We start from the raw sequence: 15,756 nt of genomic DNA on the forward strand, positions 1-15,756 counted from the left end.
GGGACCCCGGCGGGACGCTACGGGCGGCGCAGCCTCGCCAGGGGGACCACCGCCGGACCGACCCCGAGCGGCCGCGGTGGAAAATCGTTCGCGTCCGCCGGGATCCGTGGCCGAAGCTGCTCGGATGCAGCGAGCGAGCAGTCGGACCGTGACCGTCGACCTCACCCACCGGGGCGCGTACTACGGGCAGTTGGGCCCCTTCGAGGTGGACCTCGGCTGGTGGTCCGCGGTGGACGGCGTGGTCGGCCGGGCGACCGAACTGGCCGGAGTGCCGGTGCTGGTGGCCAGGCTGCTGGAGGGCAGCAGCGAGGACCCGGGCCACGGCGGCCGGGTCCGCTACCACGCCGAGGCGCTCCGCCCGCCCGCCGCCCTGGCCCCCCGCCCGCTGGACGACGGGACGGCCGCCCTGCTGGCACCCGCCGCCCGGCGCGCCGCCTGGGCGGATCCGGACGGCCTGCGCTCGGCGCTGAGCTGGGCGGAGGGGCAACTCGCCGCCCTCGGCCGCCGGAGCGGGGCGGCGCGGCAGATCCGGACCTGGAACCTGTCCGGCCTCTTCCGGTTCCCCGCCGTCGCTCCGGACCTCGATCCGGCCGGGGCCGACGCCTGGTTGAAGACCACCAGCCCGGAGTTCAACGCCGCCGAGGGGGAGGTCATCGCGCTGCTCGGCGGCGTCGACCCCACCCTCGTCCCACCGGTGCTCGCCGCCGACCCGGTGGCCGGCCGGCTGCTGCTCGACCACGTCCCCGGCGAGGACTGCTGGAGCCCCACCGAGGCGACCGTCGCCGACGTCCTCCCGCGCTTCGTCGCCGCCCAGGCCGCGCTCGCCGCCCGGCCGCGCGCTCTCGCCGCCCTGCGCGACCGCACGCCCGCCACCCTGCACGTCCAGCTCCTCGCGCTGCTGGACCGCCTCCCCGCCGAGACCGACCTGACGGCGGAGGAACGGGACGGGCTGCGCGGCCTTGCCGCCGAACTTCCCCGCATACTGGAGGAGTTGGCCGGTTGCGGGCTCCCGGAGACGCTGCTGCACGGCGACTTCCACCCCGGCAACTGGCGCACCGGCGCCACCCGCCCGGTCGTCGTCGACTACGCAGACGCCTGCCTGGGCCACCCCGCCCTGGACGGTCTGCGCCCCCGTGGCTACCTCACCCCGGCGGCCTGGCGGCACCACGCCGAGGTCTGGACGGCGGCCTGGCGCGAGCACGCCCCCGGTTCGGACCCGGGCCGCGCTCTCGAGCTCGCCGAGCCGCTGCACCACGTGTTCCACGCGCTGCGCTACCAGGAGTTCCTGGACCACATCGAGCCCAGCGAACGCCCGTACCACGAGGGCGACCCGGCCGCCGAACTGCGCGCCGCCCTGGCCTGCGGGCGTCGGGCAGGATAGCGGGATGCGATCCGATCAGCCCGTTCCCCGGGAAGTGAAGGCCTGCGACACGGCCGCCCTGCTGAGGCTGGAGGAGCGGGCGGACGAGTTCGTCCTCAACCAGCGGCTGGATCCGGGCTGGGTGCGCGAGCACGCGGCGCCGGACGGCAGCCACCACCTGTGGCCGGTCGGGTGGAACACGGTGTTCGGTCGCCCGGAGCTGCCGCGCCAGATTCGTTGCCGGCTGCTGCTGACCTTGCGGAGCGGCGAGACGCTGAGCAGTCTGCTGGACGTCTTCCCGGAGGAGTTCGCGCCCCTGCCCCGGGTGACCGCACGGGAGGAGGGGCTGCGGGTGTCCGCGCTGCTCGACAGCAGTCCGACGGTCCTGCAGTGGTGGGAGGGGGAGGCCCGGACCGGTCAGGACGAGCCGTGGGCGCGGTGGCGGCCGACCGGGCCGGGCGAAGCCTGACCCGCCCACCCGCCCCGGTGGCGCCTGCTGCCGCAGTCTCAGCGGGCGCCACCGGGGTCACGCGGTTACGGAGCCACGGGATGACGGGAGCACGGGATCACGGGATCACGGGATCACGCGTTCCGGCGGGTCAGTCCGCGGGAGCGATCCGGTGGCCGCCACGGGCCGAGAGCAGGGTGAGCGCCTCGACCGGACAGAACTCCACCGCCTCGGCCAGCCCGTCCGTCAACTCCGCGCCACCATCGGCGTATCCGGCCACCGGGCGGGCCTGCCCCTCGGTGTCGAGGGCCAGCGACTCGGGGGCGCTCAGGGCGCACATCCCGGAGCCGATGCAGCGGTCCCGGTCGACCCGGACCAGTACGGGTTCGGCCGCCGCCGCGTCGGCGGGGCCGGTAGGGCCCGTCACCAGGCGACCTTCAGGACGTCGGGGCTGCGTGTGAGCAGTCCGCGCCGCCAGTCGATGTCCTGTACCGGGTCGGCCAGCCGCAGCGCGGGCAGTCGCCGGGCCAGCCGGTGCAGGGCGAGTTCCAGCTCCATCCGGGCCAGCCACGCGCCCAGGCAGTGGTGCGGTCCGGCGCCGAAGGTGAGCATCGGTGCGGCCAGCGGGGAGAACAGCTCGGTGCGCAGGTCCCCGGTGAAGACCTCCGGGTCCTGGTTGGCGGCGCCGGTGTCGGCGGCGACGACGCTGCCGGCCGGGATGACCACCCCGCCGATCTCCACCTCCTCCACCGTGCGGCGCAGCAGCCCGGGCATGTGCTCCAGGGCGTCGCCGAGCGGTACGGCGCGCAGGATCTGCTCGGTCGCGGCGGCGGCGCTGGCCTCGTCGGAGGCGAGTCGCTGCCAGGCGTCCCGGCCGTCCTGGAGCAGGTAGACCAGGGCGTTGCCGAGGCTGGTCATGGTGGTCTCGTGTCCGGCCACCACCAGGCCGATGACCAGGGTGATCAGCTGGCCCTCGGTGATCGAGCCGTCCTCCTCGGCGGCCGCCAGCAGGCTGCTGACCAGGTCCTCGCCCGGGGCGGCGCGCCGCTCGGCGATCACCTCGGCGCCGAAGGCGGCGAACTCGCCGAGCGCGGTGGCGATCGCGTCGGCGCTGTAGGCCGTGGTGGAGAGCGCGTGGTCGCTCCAGTGGGCGAGCCGCTTGCCGTCGAGGTTGTCCAGGCCCATCAGCCGGCTGATCACCAGGACCGGCAGCGGGCGGGTGTAGGTGGCGACGATGTCGGCGGGGGAGCCGTGGTCGATCAGTTCGTCGATGAGCGACTCGATCACCGAGGCGACCCAGGGCTTCCAGCGCGCGATCGCACGCGGGGTGAAGGCCCGCTGCACGGTGCGGCGCAGCCGCTGGTGCTCGGCGCCGTCGATGTTCAGCATGCTCTGCGGGTCGTCCAGGATGTTGGGCGTGACCATGAGCGGCGGCGCGTCCGGCGCGTAGAGCGGGGCGCGGCCCAGCCGCGGGTCGGTCAGCACCTGCCGGACGTCGGCGTGCCGGCTGACCAGCCAGACCGGCGTGCCGGTGGGCAGCGCGGCGAGCCTGGGCGGGCCGGGCTCGAGGTGGCGCAGGCAGTGCATCGGGGGGAGCGGGGCGGTGCCGGTGCCGGCACCGGTCGCACTGTTCTCGGTGGACATCCGTACTCCAGACTCCAGGGCTGGGACCGCGCGGTGCGGCCCGACGGGGGGTGGATCCGGGGTTCGTGCGGGGACGGGCGGTTCGGCCGGGGCGGCTCGACTCGCGGCCGGCGGTGCGGTGGTTCCGGGCGCGCGGTGGTTCCGGGTGTGCGGTGGGACCGGGGGCCTGGCGGACCAGGGTTCAAGCGGGCCGGGGAGCGGTGGGACCGGGAACGCGGCCCGCACGGGGCGCGGGCCCGCGCGCGGACGGCGCGAACGTGCGGGGGCGTACGGTCGGTACGCGCCCGGCACGGGCGGCGCGCGGTGGCGAGCCGTCAGGTGGGACGGGTGTGCTGAGCGTGGTCGCGTGGACCGTCTCTGCTACGACCGTACGTGGACGGCGGGGCGCCCGTCTGCGGCACTTCCAGCCAACGGCGGCGCTTTCCGGGCAGTTCGTAGCACGCTGACGGGCGCTCGGCGCCGCCCGCGCGCCCCTGGTGGCGGGCCGCGCCGGGGCCGCGCGGGGGCGAGCGCCGGGCGGGCCGCCGGATATGCCCGGGGCACGTGCGGCAAGCCGGGCGGGCGCTACCCTTCGTAGGCACTCCTTCGGCAGTGCTTCTAGAGTTCTCCCGCAGTCGTTTGTCGCAGGTCACGCCGGTGCGGAGCCGCATCGGCCGACGGAGGTGGAATCGGATGGCCCAGCAGGTGAAGGCAGTCATCGCGCGCGCCAAGGGCGCGCCCGTGGAGGTGACCACGATCGTGGTGCCGGACCCGGGCCCGGGCGAGGCGGTGGTCCGGATCCAGGCGTGCGGCGTCTGCCACACCGACCTCCACTACCGCGAGGGCGGCATCAACGACGAGTTCCCCTTCCTGCTCGGCCATGAGGCCGCAGGCATCGTGGAGTCGGTCGGCGAGGGCGTCACCGAGGTCGAGCCGGGCGACTTCGTCGTCCTCAACTGGCGTGCGGTGTGCGGTCAGTGCCGTGCCTGTAAGCGCGGTCGCCCGCAGTACTGCTTCAACACCCACAACGCGAAGCAGAAGATGACGCTGCTGGACGGCACCGAGCTGTCCCCGGCGCTGGGCATCGGCGCCTTCGCCGAGAAGACCCTGGTCGCGGCCGGGCAGTGCACCAAGGTCGACCCGGCCGCCGAGCCGGCCGTCGCGGGCCTGCTGGGCTGCGGCGTGATGGCGGGCCTCGGGGCCGCGCTCAACACCGGCAACGTGGGCCGCGGCGACACCGTCGCGGTGATCGGCTGCGGCGGCGTCGGCGGGGCGGCCGTGATGGGCTCCCGGCTGGCGGGCGCGTCGAAGATCATCGCGGTGGACATCGACGACCGCAAGCTGGAGAAGGCCCGCGCCCTGGGCGCCACCCACACCGTCAACTCCCGCACCACCGACCCGGTCGAGGCGATCCGCGAACTGACCGGCGGCAACGGCGCCGACGTCGTGGTGGAGGCCGTCGGCCGCCCCGAGACCTACCGGCAGGCCTTCTACGCCCGCGACCTCGCGGGCACCGTCGTCCTGGTCGGCGTGCCGACCCCGGAGATGACCCTGGAACTGCCGCTGCTGGACGTCTTCGGCCGGGGCGGCGCGCTCAAGTCCTCCTGGTACGGCGACTGCCTGCCCTCCCGGGACTTCCCGATGCTGATCGACCTCTACCTCCAGGGCCGCCTGGACCTGGGCGCCTTCGTCACCGAGACGATCGAGCTCGACGCCGTCGAGCAGGCCTTCGAGCGCATGCACCAGGGTGACGTCCTCCGCTCGGTGGTGGTCCTGTGACCGTCCGAGTGGACCGCCTGGTCACCGCCGGGACCTTCGAACTCGACGGCGGCAGCTGGGAGGTGGAGAACAACGTCTGGATCGTCGGCGACGACGAGGAGGCGGTGGTGATCGACGCCGCGCACGACGCCGGGGCCATCGAGGCCGCGCTCGGCGGGCGCCGGCTGCTGGCGATCGTCTCCACCCACGCCCACAACGACCACATCGACGCCGCCCCGGAGCTGGCCGCGCGCACCGGCGCGCCGGTCCTGCTGCACCCGGACGACCTCCCGCTGTGGAAGCTCACCCACCCCGAGCGGCTCCCGGACGGCGAACTCGCCGACGGGCAGCGGATCGAGGTGGCCGGCACCGCGCTGACCGTGCTGCACACCCCGGGCCACGCGCCCGGCGCGGTCTGCCTGTACGCCCCCGAACTCGGCACCGTGTTCACCGGCGACACCCTGTTCCACGGCGGCCCCGGCGCGACCGGACGCTCGTTCTCGCACTTCCCGACCATCATCGAGTCCATCCGTGAGCGCCTGCTGGCGCTCCCGGCCGACACGGTGGTGCGCACCGGCCACGGCGACCCGACCACCATCGGCGCCGAGGCCCCGGCCCTGCCGGAGTGGATCGCCCGCGGTCACTGAGCCGCTCCGGCCGCTGAGCCGCCCGCGGCCGGCGAGCCGCCTGCCGCACGCCGTACGGCCCCCGGGCGAGGACGCCTCCCCGGGGGCCGTACGATCACGATCATGGCCCACGACCCGCGCGACCTCGACGACGCCTTCCTCGCCTTCTGGCGCGAGCGGCACATCGCCACCCTCACCACCACCCGCCCCGACGGCTCCCCGCACGTGGTGCCGGTCGGCGTCACCTTCGACCCGGTGACCGGCACCGCCCGGGTGATCACCAGCCGCACCAGCCGCAAGGCCCGCAACGTGGCGGAGGCCGGCCCCGAGGGCCTGCGCGTCGCGGTCTGCCAGGTCGACCGGGCCCGCTGGTCGACCCTGGAGGGCGTCGCGGTGGTCCGCGACACCGCCGACGAGGTCGCCGACGCCGAGCGCCGCTACGCCGAGCGCTACCGCCAGCCCCGGGAGAACCCGGACCGGGTGGTCATCGAGATCGCCGTCCAGCGCGTCCTCGGCCGCGCCTGAGCGCTTCTCCCGGTGCTCCGCCGCCGCCCGCCGGTGGGAGAGGGGCGGCGACGGGGGCGCGGCCGTTCAGGCCCGGCGTGCTCCCGACGGCCAGATGACGTGGACGGCGACGCCCTTCCGCCGCGCGTAGGCGACCGCGTCCGCCGTCCCGCCCTTGCCACCCGCGGGCTGTCCGTCCCAGACGGCGAGCAGCAGGTCGCAGCGGTCGACGACCTCGTAGCCCGCCGCCAGGTACGCGTCCTCGCCGGGTTCGGCGAAGGGCAGGGTCCGGACGTCGGTGCTCAGGTCCAGCAGGGCCCGGTACCTCGTGAGCGCTTCGGCCGACCGGAAGCTGCGTTCGAGTTCATGGCTGGGGAGAACGGCGTGGAGCCGTCCGCCGGCCGCCAGCACCGCGAACGCGAACAACTGGTCCGTGCCCTCGGCAAGACAGGACAGTCCCACGAACTCGTCGTCCGTGACCTCGGCGATCTGCGCGGCGACGGCCCGGGCGACGACGCGGCGCGTGCCGGCGGTCAGGTTCTGGTGACCGGAACAACCGATGCGGATCACAGTACCCTCCTCTTGGCCAGGTTCCAGAAGTAGCGGCCGAGCGGTGTGAGGTACACAGCTCCGCTGTCCATGGCCACCCAGTAGTGGTCGCGCCGACCGTCGGTCGTCACGAGGTTGGCGTTGCGCAGGCGGCCGAGGTAGTCGAACTGCTGCTGCTCCCGGGTGCCCGGGTTCCCGGGCGGCAGCGGGCGGCCCTCGCCTTCGTGGGCGGGACTCAGCCAGACCGGGGAGTCCGCGGTCCGGAAGTGTGCCGGGAGCTGCCGGAGGAGCTCCGCGTCCACCCAGGGCGGTCCGATCCGCAGGACGACCGGCTCGGTCATGTGGGTCTTCAAGGTGGGGCGCTGCTGGAAGGCGTCGAACGCGGCGCTCGTGAAGCTGTAGAGGCTCAGGGCGGTGACGTTCCCCAGGTGGTCGGTCGCTCCGCCGGCGAGTCCGTCGAGCAGCACGCGGGTGAACGCGCCGTGCCCGTCGACCTCCTCCGAGGCCTCGGTCGCCCGGCTGGCCGCCAGGACGGTGACGTTCTCCCGGAGGGTGCTCCTGTTGAGCCGGAAGGTCTCGGCCACTGCCGCGGCCTGGTGCCCGGGGGAGTTTCCGGCGTCCCCGCCGAAGCAGCAGTCGAGCAGGAGGGTGACGCTGCGGGCGGGCGAGTCGTTCGCCAGGGTGATCAGGTCGTTCATGGACACGCCGAAGCTGTGGCGAGTGGCGTCCTGGGTGACCAGGTCGGCCCCCCACGCGGTCTGGATGCCGTGCCCGGCGAAGTAGAAGAGCAGATCGCTGTCCCGCGCGTTCGCGAACAGCTGAGCCAGTGCCCCGCGGAGCCGGTCCCGGGTGATCCGGGGTGCCCGCGCGCTGGTGAGCAGTTCCACGCGCCAGTTGGGGCCTCCGTCGGCGTTCGTGGCGAGGAGGTCCTTGAGGGCTTCGGCGTCCGCCACGCAGCCCTGGAGGGGTGCCGTCTGGTAGTCGTCGATTCCGACGACGATGGCTCGTTTCACGTGTGCTTCCCTGTCCATCATCTGCCTGGATCGGATTTCCACGGTGAAGGCTGACGGAAGAGGTCGTCGTCCGGGGGTGACGGGTGCGATCACCCGGCCCGGGTCGCAGGATAGCCCCCGGTGTCCTCGACTCTCAAGCGTCCTGCCCGGTCGGATGGGGCCTTGTGACGGGGCGGCGCATCCTCGCGCCGCAGGGCCCCATCCCGCCGGGAAAGCCGGTCGAAATCTGACCGTGAATTGTCATCTCTGCTTTATGAGAACTGAATTGACGCCTTGTCAGTTCTGATGGCCCGTCGGATACTACTCGGGTGTCGAAATTCATGTCGAGCTTTCCCGGACGGGCCGTGCGGGCCCGGCCGTCATGCTGAGCCGGTGAGTGGGCGTGCTTGCCGGTGTGCTGCCCGCGGCGCTGCTGGTCGGCGTGGCGCTGGCTTACGGGGTCGGGCGGCGCAGGCACCGGGTGGTGCACGAGCTGCCCGCCCCCTCGCGCGACTGGCACGACGTCGGTCCGGAGGCGGTGGAGCTGCGGCGGCGGGCCCGCCGGTGGCGGCTGCTGTTCCTGGCCCGGCGGGTGCTGGTGATCGGCGGGGGCTATCTGGCCTTCTCCGGCTGGGTGTCGCGGCAGGCCCTGACGGTGTCCTCGGCCGGGGCCGGCGGGGACCGACTGGTGGTGGCGGCGGCCCTGCTGGCGCTGGTCGGCCTCGCCCTCACGCCGCTCTGCCGTCGGTACGCCCACCCGATGTACTCCCCGCCGCGCCGCGGCCGGGCGGGGCGACGCCACTCCCTGCGCGGCTCGTTGGTCCGGACCGGGGTGGCGGCCGTGCTGTCCCCCGCCCTCCTCTACGGGGTGCCGATGGGGATGCTGCTGGTCGTGCTGACGGCCATGGCGGTGACCGGCCAGTTCGGTGCGCTCGGCGGGGTCGTCGCGGTGTGCGGTACGGCCGCGGGCCTGCTGGCGCTGCGGGGGCTCGCCTCGGTGGTGCGGTGGGTCGACCAGCGCGGGCTGAGGTACCGCTCACCCCGGGTGAACGCCCTGCTCGCCGCCGACCAGCGGCCGCACGTGCTCTACCTGCGGACGTTCCAGGACGACGCGGTGGAGATCCGGGCCGGCGCGGTCAACCGGCGGGGCCTGGTCACGGCCCTGTCGCCGGGCCGGCGGCTGCCGTTCGAGGAGGTGATCGCCTGGCGCTTCCAGCACTACGGGGCGGTCATCGCCGGGAACGACCCCAACGCCGCCGGCCTGGCCACCCTCGGCGCGGCCAAGCTCTTCCTCTCGACCGAGCCGCTGGACCGGTGGAAGTACGAGGTCGAGATGTACGCCCGGTCCAGCAGGGCCGTACTGCTGTCGGCGGCACCGGTCGAACTGCGGCCCGGATTCCGCTACGAGCTGGAGATGCTGGGGGAGCGGATGCCACCGCACCCGCTCCTGCTGCTGGTCCCGCCGGACCGGCCCTGGACGCTCTGGCGGCAGGTCGCCGTCTCGGCCCGGCGGGCGGTCCGGGTGGTGCTGCCGAAGGCGGCCCCGCACCGGGAGCCGCCCACCGTCGCCCAACGCTGGGCGGCGTTCGGCGAGTTCGTCGAGCGGTGGCCGGTGTACCGGGGCGCCCGGGAGCTCAACTCGACGGGTGCGGCACACCTGTTGCTGTACGTGCCGGGTGAGGGCTGGTCGGCCTGGGGCGCGGAGCGGCGCACCGAGTGGACGTACGCGGTCGCGATCATGCGGGCGATGGAGCACCTGGAGGCACGGTGCACGCTGCCGGTCCCACCCCGGGGGTTCCCGCAGCCGGCTCCCTCCGGTCCTCCGCCGCAGCCGAGCCCTTACGGGCCCCCGCCGCCCCCGCCCGCGCCGCCGCCGTGGCAGTCGGCCCCGCCGCCGCCGTGGCAGTCGGCCCCGCCCCCGCCCCCGCCGCCGTGGCGGCCGGCCCCCGCACCGGTGCCCCGGGGGCAGATGCCCGCCACCGTCCGGTGGGCCCTGGGGCTGACGGTGGCGGCGATGGTCTGCTACCTGCCTGCGACCGTCGTGCTCGCCCACCTGGTGAACACCGCCCCGGCCACGGAGCCGACCGTCCCGAACGACGGTTCCACCCCGGCCGCCGACTCGTTCGGCGGGGTCCTCGCCGTGGAGCTGGTGATCTCCTTCCTGGTGTGGATCCCGGTCGCCTGGCGCTGTGCGCGTGGCGACGCCCGGGCCCGGAGCGCCGCCACCGTCCTGTTCGGGATCGTCCTGCTGTGTTCGCTGATGGTCGCCGGCCGGATGGCAGGCGTCGCCCAGCACGTACTGGGCCTCGGCTTTCTGCTGCCCGCGCTCGTGTCGGTCGTCCTGCTGTGGCGGCCGGGCTCGGCGCCGCACTTCGAACCCCGGTCGCCTGCCCGTCCGGTGCCGCCGGGTGCCGTGCCCGGGGCGGCGGTCCCGCTGCCCGATCTGGGCGGCCCCGAACGCCATCAAGCCACCTGGCGTGAGCTGCCCTTGACGGTGCGGGCGGCGCTCCTGCTGATGTCCGCCGGTACCCTGCCGTTCACGGCGGCCGGGTACACGGTGGAGTACCGCCTGCTGCACGCCTTGCAGGCCCCGATGCCCTGGCCGCAGACCTTGGACGACCAGGTCACGCGGACGGGCCACGCCGTCGACGCGCTGCTGGTCGTGCTGGCGGGGGGTGCCGCACTGGCCCTGTGGGCCTGGATCGTGGTGCGGTGCCGGCACGGCCGGCCGTCCGGCCGGGTGGCGGCCACCGTCGGCGCGGGACTGGTGACCTCGCTGGCGCTGCCGCAGGTACTGCTGAGCTTCCACGATCCGACGCTGTGGACCTGCTGCGTCCTGCTGGTGCCGGCGGCGGCCGGCGTCCTGCTGCTGTGGCACCCGCGGTCGGCGGCGCGGTTCGCCCCGCCCGGCGACCGGAGTCGACGACCTGTCTGACCACCGGCCGGGCGGGCCGCCGGGGTCTCAGCGGGCGGTCTGCCGGTGCTGGGCCGGTCGGTGGTGACCGTCGCCGGGGCGGTCGGCTCCCGGAACGGTGGGAACCGGGGGGGCGGCGATCCGGGTCCGGACGAGGTCGACCGGGCCCCGGAACCAGCCCAGCTTCTCCACCCACCAGGTGAGGCCGGCCGCCCGGTACGGGGCGACGGCCGTCGCGTCGGCGTCCCGCCGGAACCCGGACGTCTGACCCTCCATGACGACGTCGAACCGGAGACGGTGTTCCTGGCCGCGGGGCCGATCGGCAGCCCGCTGCTGCTGTGGCGCAGCGCCGTCGGCGGGCGCGGCCCGGGCCATCGCGTTCCACGTCGACTTCCGTACGGTGGCGCTGTTCGGCGAATCCATCCGGGCCACCGAGGGCACCATCTTCACCGCGCAGCTCCAGGAGTTCGCCGACCGGGGTGTGCGGGTGATGCCGGGGAACCTCACCCCATGGCGTCCTGCCGGATGGGCCCGGCCGCCCTGGGCGGGGTGTGCGACGCCCAGGGGCGTCCGCACGGCTTCACGAACCTGCGGCTGTGCGACGCGAGCGTCCTGCCGGGCGCCACCGGCGTCAGTCCGCAGGAGACCATCATGGGCTTCTCCCACCTGGAGGGCGTCGCCGTGCTGCGCGACTCGGCTGAGCAGGTCGCCGACGCCGAGCGCCGCTACGCCGAGCGCTACCGCCAGCCCCGGGAGAACCCGGACCGGGTGGTCATCGAGATCGCCGTCGAGCGGGTCCTCGGCCGCGCCTGAGCTCACCGAACCCCGGCGCTCGACTGTTCACTCGGCCAGCGCGGGCGCGATCCGGCGCAGTACGGCCGGGTGAGCAAGCGGTCGGTACACCTGGTCGCTCCTCGACAACCTGGAGTGGGCAGAGGGGTTCAGTCAGACGTTTGGTCTCGTCCACGTCGACTTCGCAACGCAGCGCCGTACGCCGAGGGCCTCGTGCGCCTGGTACCGAGATCTGATCGCCGCCCACAAGGCGCGACATGCGAAACAGGGTGCCGGTAACTCCCTTGTGGCACGGTGTCGATGCCCGAACGCAGGGCCTCGCAGACGAACGCAACGATCGGAGGGAATGGCCGATTGCTGTCTGCTGGGACAAAAGCACCTCATTCCGTATGCGGTGCGAATGGGAATGGCGGGCGAAATTCAGTGAATGATTCGTCAATGGGCTGCCGACTGAATGTCAGATCGCGGGCTCGGTGAGCCCGTTCGACCTTGCGCTCGGCCCGCACCGGTTCGGGTGTCTCCCGCGCGACGCCGTCCGACCGAAGACCGTGAACCGGTCGAAGGGCCGGGCGAACCAGCGGTCGTGCGTGACGGCCGGAGCCGTGCCCTCGCATGCCTCCAGCCCCTCCTGCGGGGCCCCGCCAACTCTCGGTCCGCAACCGCCGTCCGAGGGCTCGGAGTCGATTCCCGCCGTGCCCCTTCCGGTCGCCGTACGGGGCGGTAGGGTCACCGGAATCTGCTGGACATATCGGTTTCCTTTCGGGGGTTTCTGAAATTCGACCGGTGGCCTAGGCTGCGACGCGTGTCGATCCTTCGAAGACTTCGCGCTTCCGGCCCGCGCCTGCGGCCGGAACTCGACGACGTTGAACTCGGTCGCGTGCGGCGACAGCTGAATTCACCCGCGATGCCGGGGCAGCACGGAATTCAGATCGACCAGATCGAGCGGCTGCTCCACGGGGCCGGTACGGACTGGGACCGTCGCGCGCACCGCTTCGCCGTGCTCGCCGAGGCGGCTGCGCACTCGGCGCTCTCCCGCTCCTGGCGGATGCGCCGCCCGTCCGGTGCCGACCCGCAGGTCTTCGAGGCGTGGGTCGAGCTGTGCCGTGGCCGATGGGCGGGGCGGATGGAGGACGCCCCCGCCACCGCCGAATGCTGCCGTCGTGCCGCCGCCGCCGTTCCCGACGACCCCACACCGTGGGTGGTGCTGCTCGGGATCCTGCGTCTGACGCGCGCCGAATCGCGAGAGGTGTTCGCCGTCTGGCACGAGGTGACAGCGCGCGACCCCTGGAACCGGGAGGCCCATCTGCACATGCTGCGCTACCTGTCGCCGGAGGAGTGCGGCTCGCGCAGCAGTCAGCTGGACTTCGTGCACGCTGTTCGGGCCTCGGTGCCGGCCGACGCACCGGCCGTGGGCGTGGAACTGACCGCACTGGTCGACGAACACACCCGCATCGCCGCCCGGGGCGGCGTCGAGGCCCTGCTGGTCCGCCGCCAGTGGGAGAACAACCGCGCCGCCACCGCGTTGGAGACCGCTCTGGCGGGCTGGCCGCGTCCCGGCCACCTGCGGCACGCGGCCGCTCTGGCCGACCTCAACCTGCTCGCCTTCGCCATGGTCCAGGCCGGCCGCGTGCGCGAGTGTGCCGACGCCTTCGGCCTGATCGGCGACACGGTCACCGCCTGGCCGTGGACACTCGACGGTGACCCGCTCGACCGGTTCGGTTACTGGCGGTCCAGGGCGCTGACCTGACACCCTGCCGACGACGGCCACCGGTCGGCACTCCGGTGGCTACGCGGGGCGACACAGGACTCCTGTCTGTGGCGGGGGCGACGACGGGCGGCGAGTAGCGGGGGCGAGACCGGGCCACTATAGGAGGGGGCCTACGGGTGGTCGGCTCGATTGGGGTGTTCGTGATGGGCGTGCCGTGGCATTCGTCGCCAAGGCCCGGACACGAGGCCGCCGAGGCGCCGGCCGGGCAGGGCCTTGAGGCGATGGCGCAGCTCCTGCGATCCGCGCCGACCCGGCTCGATGCGCACATCGGAGGTCTCTACCTGCTGTCCGAGGACCGGCAGCTGCTCGAACTGGCTTTGACACTGGGGGCTGCCCGGCAGTTCACCAGGCCGTGGCAGCGCGTGGGCCTGACCGCACCGATACCGGTGGCGGAGGCGGTGCGCAGCGGCCGGGTCGTCTGGGTGGGTGGCGCGGAGGACATGGCGCGCAGGTATCCGAGGATCGCGGTCGCCATGCCGTACGCGTTCTGCCTCGCAGTCGCCCCGCTCGTCAGGCGGCGGACCGCGTACGGGGCCGTCTTCGTGCTCTGGCCCGCGGCACATCCGCCCGAGATGTCGCCCGGTGAACGGGACGGGTTCAGCGCGTTCGCCGCGCTCCTGACCGAGGCGCTGGCTGAGGCAGCCCGGGCAGGACGTCCGGTCCGGGCCGGCCCGCGCCCCGAGGTGGCGGAGCGCGGTTCCGTCGCCCAGCTCACCACGATGGCGGCACGGCTTCCCGAGGGCATCTGCGCCATCGATCTGAACGGCAGGCTGGCCGTGGTCACACCGGCCGCCGCCGAGCTGCTGGGCGAGCCGGTCGAGCGGCTGCTGGGCGCGCGGCCGTGGGAGGTTCTGCCGTGGCTGCGGGACCCGGTGTACGAGTACCACTACCGGGCCGCGGTGATCAGCGGGCAGTCCACCTCCTTCGTCGCGATGCGACCGCCGGACCGGTGGCTGTCGTTCGAGCTCTTCCCGGGCCCGTCCGGACTGACCGCGCGGATCGTCACCGCCGACGCCGCCCACCGCGCCCGGGCCACCGGGGCGCCCCGGGCGGGGCACACCCGGCCCGGGGCGCTCTACCACCTCCTCCACCTCGCCGGTGCGCTGACCGAGGCCGTCAGCGTGCAGGACGTGGTGAGCATGGTCTCGGAGCAGATCGTGCCGGCGTTCGGCGGCCGAGCCGTGGCGGTGCTGATGGCGGAAGGAGGCCGACTGCGCATCGTGGGCCATCGCGGCTACCCGCCCGGCCTGGTCGACCGGTTCGACGGCACTCCGCTGACCGAGCCCACGCCCGGTGTCCGGGCGTCCACCAACCCCGTACCGGCGTACTTCGAGACCCGTGCGGAGTTGGAGCGGGTCTACCCGGGCCGCCCCGAGACCCAGGACGGGATGGCCGCCTGGGCCTATCTGCCGCTGGTGACCTCGCGCAGGCTGATCGGCACCTGCGTGCTGGCCTTCGCCGAGCCGCACCACTTCGATCTCGAGGAACGCGCCGTTCTCACCTCGCTCGGCGGACTGATCGCCCAGGCCCTGGACCGGGCCCGGCTGTACGACACCAAGCTCGGTCTCGCCCACGGCCTCCAGGAAAGCCTGCTGCCCCGTGCACTGCCGGACGTCCCGAGCCTGGAGGTCAGTGCCCGCTACCTCCCGTGCACGGAGGGCATGGACGTCGGAGGCGACTTCTACGACGTCATTCGGGTCGGGCCTGACAGCGTGGCCGTGGTGATCGGCGACGTCCAGGGCCACAATGTCAACGCCGCCGCGCTGATGGGCCAGGTCCGTACCGCTGTCCGTGCCTTCGCCGCGGCCGATGCCGATCCGAGCACCGTGCTCTCCCGCACCAACCGCCTGGTGGCCGACCTGGACACCGCCTTGCTGGCCAGCTGCGCCTACCTTCGCGTCGACCTCGCCCGCCGTGAGGCCTGGCTGGCCAACGCCGGTCACCCCGTGCCCCTGCGATACCGCCCGGACGGCCGGGCGGACGCGCTGGAGCCGCCCGTCGGCCTGGTGCTGAACGTCGACCCCGCCGCCGACTACCCGCAGATCCGCATCGACCTGCCGATCGGCACCACTCTGGTCCTGTACACCGACGGCCTCATCGAAACGCCCGGTACGGATCTCGACCAGGCGTTGGCCGACCTCACCGCCACGGTGGCCCGCCACGGCGGCGAACCACTCGACCGGTTGGCCGATGCGCTCGTCGATCGGGCCGGACACGGAGAGCGCCGCACCGACGACGTCGCGCTGCTGCTGATCCGCTCCGTCCCCCGCTGAGCCATGACGGAGCGGGGCCGCTTCCGCGGGCCGGCGGGCGGGGCGTACCCGGGGGTGCTCGGGCGAGGTGCCCCGTGCGGCGTGTCCCGCGCTGTCCGGGGCGGGACCATGGGTGTATGGCGAGAGACACGGGCCCCGGTCCCCGGGTG

Annotated in this window: 14 protein-coding genes and 2 pseudogenes; 10 read left to right on the top strand and 6 right to left on the bottom strand. The window is 73.9% G+C overall.

The features are described 5' to 3' along the window. Positions 1 to 148: 148 nt before the first annotated feature. Entirely contained in the window at positions 149 to 1,381 is a 1,233-nt protein-coding gene (locus ABTY61_RS00865; protein WP_350502722.1) for a phosphotransferase family protein, read from the top strand. 4 nt (positions 1,382 to 1,385) lie between these two features. Next, complete coding sequence (locus ABTY61_RS00870; RefSeq protein ID WP_350502723.1) at positions 1,386 to 1,829, top strand: hypothetical protein; 444 nt, start codon at positions 1,386 to 1,388, stop codon at positions 1,827 to 1,829. A 130-nt stretch (positions 1,830 to 1,959) separates the two neighbouring features. Here the strand turns inward: ABTY61_RS00870 and ABTY61_RS00875 are convergent, their stop codons facing one another. Further along, entirely contained in the window at positions 1,960 to 2,235 is a 276-nt protein-coding gene (locus ABTY61_RS00875) for a ferredoxin (RefSeq protein WP_350502724.1), read from the bottom strand. Continuing rightward, a complete protein-coding gene (locus ABTY61_RS00880) occupies positions 2,232 to 3,452 on the bottom strand; it encodes a cytochrome P450 (RefSeq protein WP_350502725.1) in 1,221 nt (406 codons plus the stop codon). Before ABTY61_RS00880 ends, ABTY61_RS00875 begins: the two co-directional genes overlap by 4 nt. A gap of 672 nt (positions 3,453 to 4,124) precedes the next feature. Here ABTY61_RS00880 and ABTY61_RS00885 point away from each other — a divergent pair. The 3 genes from ABTY61_RS00885 (at position 4,125) to ABTY61_RS00895 (ending at position 6,340) form a co-directional block, all read left to right on the top strand. Then, positions 4,125 to 5,210 (top strand): S-(hydroxymethyl)mycothiol dehydrogenase, encoded by a 1,086-nt coding sequence (locus tag ABTY61_RS00885; RefSeq protein ID WP_350502726.1) that lies wholly within the window; start codon positions 4,125 to 4,127, stop codon positions 5,208 to 5,210. After that, positions 5,207 to 5,836: an MBL fold metallo-hydrolase gene (locus ABTY61_RS00890; RefSeq protein ID WP_350502727.1), complete on the top strand. Its 630-nt coding sequence runs from the start codon at positions 5,207 to 5,209 to the stop codon at positions 5,834 to 5,836. The genes ABTY61_RS00885 and ABTY61_RS00890 overlap by 4 nt, the downstream gene beginning before the upstream one ends. 102 nt (positions 5,837 to 5,938) lie before the next feature. Continuing rightward, positions 5,939 to 6,340 (top strand): pyridoxamine 5'-phosphate oxidase family protein, encoded by a 402-nt coding sequence (locus ABTY61_RS00895; protein WP_350502728.1) that lies wholly within the window; start codon positions 5,939 to 5,941, stop codon positions 6,338 to 6,340. Between the two features lie 66 nt (positions 6,341 to 6,406). Here the strand turns inward: ABTY61_RS00895 and ABTY61_RS00900 are convergent, their stop codons facing one another. Both ABTY61_RS00900 and ABTY61_RS00905 read right to left on the bottom strand, forming a co-directional pair. Continuing rightward, the gene (locus tag ABTY61_RS00900) at positions 6,407 to 6,889 is read right to left on the bottom strand and encodes a hypothetical protein (RefSeq protein ID WP_350502729.1); all 483 of its coding nucleotides are present in this window, start codon (positions 6,887 to 6,889) and stop codon (positions 6,407 to 6,409) included. Continuing rightward, the gene (locus ABTY61_RS00905; RefSeq protein WP_350502730.1) at positions 6,886 to 7,881 is read right to left on the bottom strand and encodes a caspase family protein; all 996 of its coding nucleotides are present in this window, start codon (positions 7,879 to 7,881) and stop codon (positions 6,886 to 6,888) included. Before ABTY61_RS00905 ends, ABTY61_RS00900 begins: the two co-directional genes overlap by 4 nt. Positions 7,882 to 8,257: 376 nt before the next feature. Here ABTY61_RS00905 and ABTY61_RS00910 point away from each other — a divergent pair, with 376 nt between their 5' ends. Next, positions 8,258 to 10,795 (top strand): hypothetical protein, encoded by a 2,538-nt coding sequence (locus ABTY61_RS00910; protein WP_350502731.1) that lies wholly within the window; start codon positions 8,258 to 8,260, stop codon positions 10,793 to 10,795. A 27-nt stretch (positions 10,796 to 10,822) separates the two neighbouring features. Here ABTY61_RS00910 and ABTY61_RS00915 read toward each other — a convergent pair whose 3' ends face one another. Continuing rightward, complete coding sequence (locus ABTY61_RS00915) at positions 10,823 to 11,281, bottom strand: hypothetical protein (protein WP_350502732.1); 459 nt, start codon at positions 11,279 to 11,281, stop codon at positions 10,823 to 10,825. 3 nt (positions 11,282 to 11,284) lie between these two features. On the opposite strand from ABTY61_RS00915, the gene ABTY61_RS41915 reads away from it, so the two are divergent. Both ABTY61_RS41915 and ABTY61_RS00930 read left to right on the top strand, forming a co-directional pair. After that, positions 11,285 to 11,587 carry a GMC oxidoreductase gene (locus ABTY61_RS41915; protein ID WP_502895178.1) on the top strand — a complete coding sequence of 101 codons (303 nt, stop codon included), beginning with the start codon at positions 11,285 to 11,287 and terminating at the stop codon, positions 11,585 to 11,587. 79 nt (positions 11,588 to 11,666) lie between these two features. Beyond that, a pseudogene (locus ABTY61_RS00930) lies at positions 11,667 to 11,822 on the top strand (family 1 glycosylhydrolase); the annotation flags it as partial. A 220-nt stretch (positions 11,823 to 12,042) separates the two neighbouring features. Here the strand turns inward: ABTY61_RS00930 and ABTY61_RS00935 are convergent. Further along, a pseudogene (locus ABTY61_RS00935) lies at positions 12,043 to 12,203 on the bottom strand (ABC transporter ATP-binding protein); the annotation flags it as partial. 240 nt (positions 12,204 to 12,443) lie between these two features. Between ABTY61_RS00935 and ABTY61_RS00940 the strand changes: the two are divergent. Next, positions 12,444 to 13,313, top strand: a complete 870-nt coding sequence (locus tag ABTY61_RS00940) for a hypothetical protein (protein WP_350502733.1) — start codon at positions 12,444 to 12,446, stop codon at positions 13,311 to 13,313. A 242-nt stretch (positions 13,314 to 13,555) separates the two neighbouring features. After that, positions 13,556 to 15,607 carry a SpoIIE family protein phosphatase gene (locus ABTY61_RS00945; protein WP_350502734.1) on the top strand — a complete coding sequence of 684 codons (2,052 nt, stop codon included), beginning with the start codon at positions 13,556 to 13,558 and terminating at the stop codon, positions 15,605 to 15,607. Positions 15,608 to 15,756: the final 149 nt, after the last annotated feature.

It is taken from the genome of Kitasatospora sp. NPDC096128, assembly GCF_040303105.1.
GTDB lineage: Bacteria > Actinomycetota > Actinomycetes > Streptomycetales > Streptomycetaceae > Kitasatospora.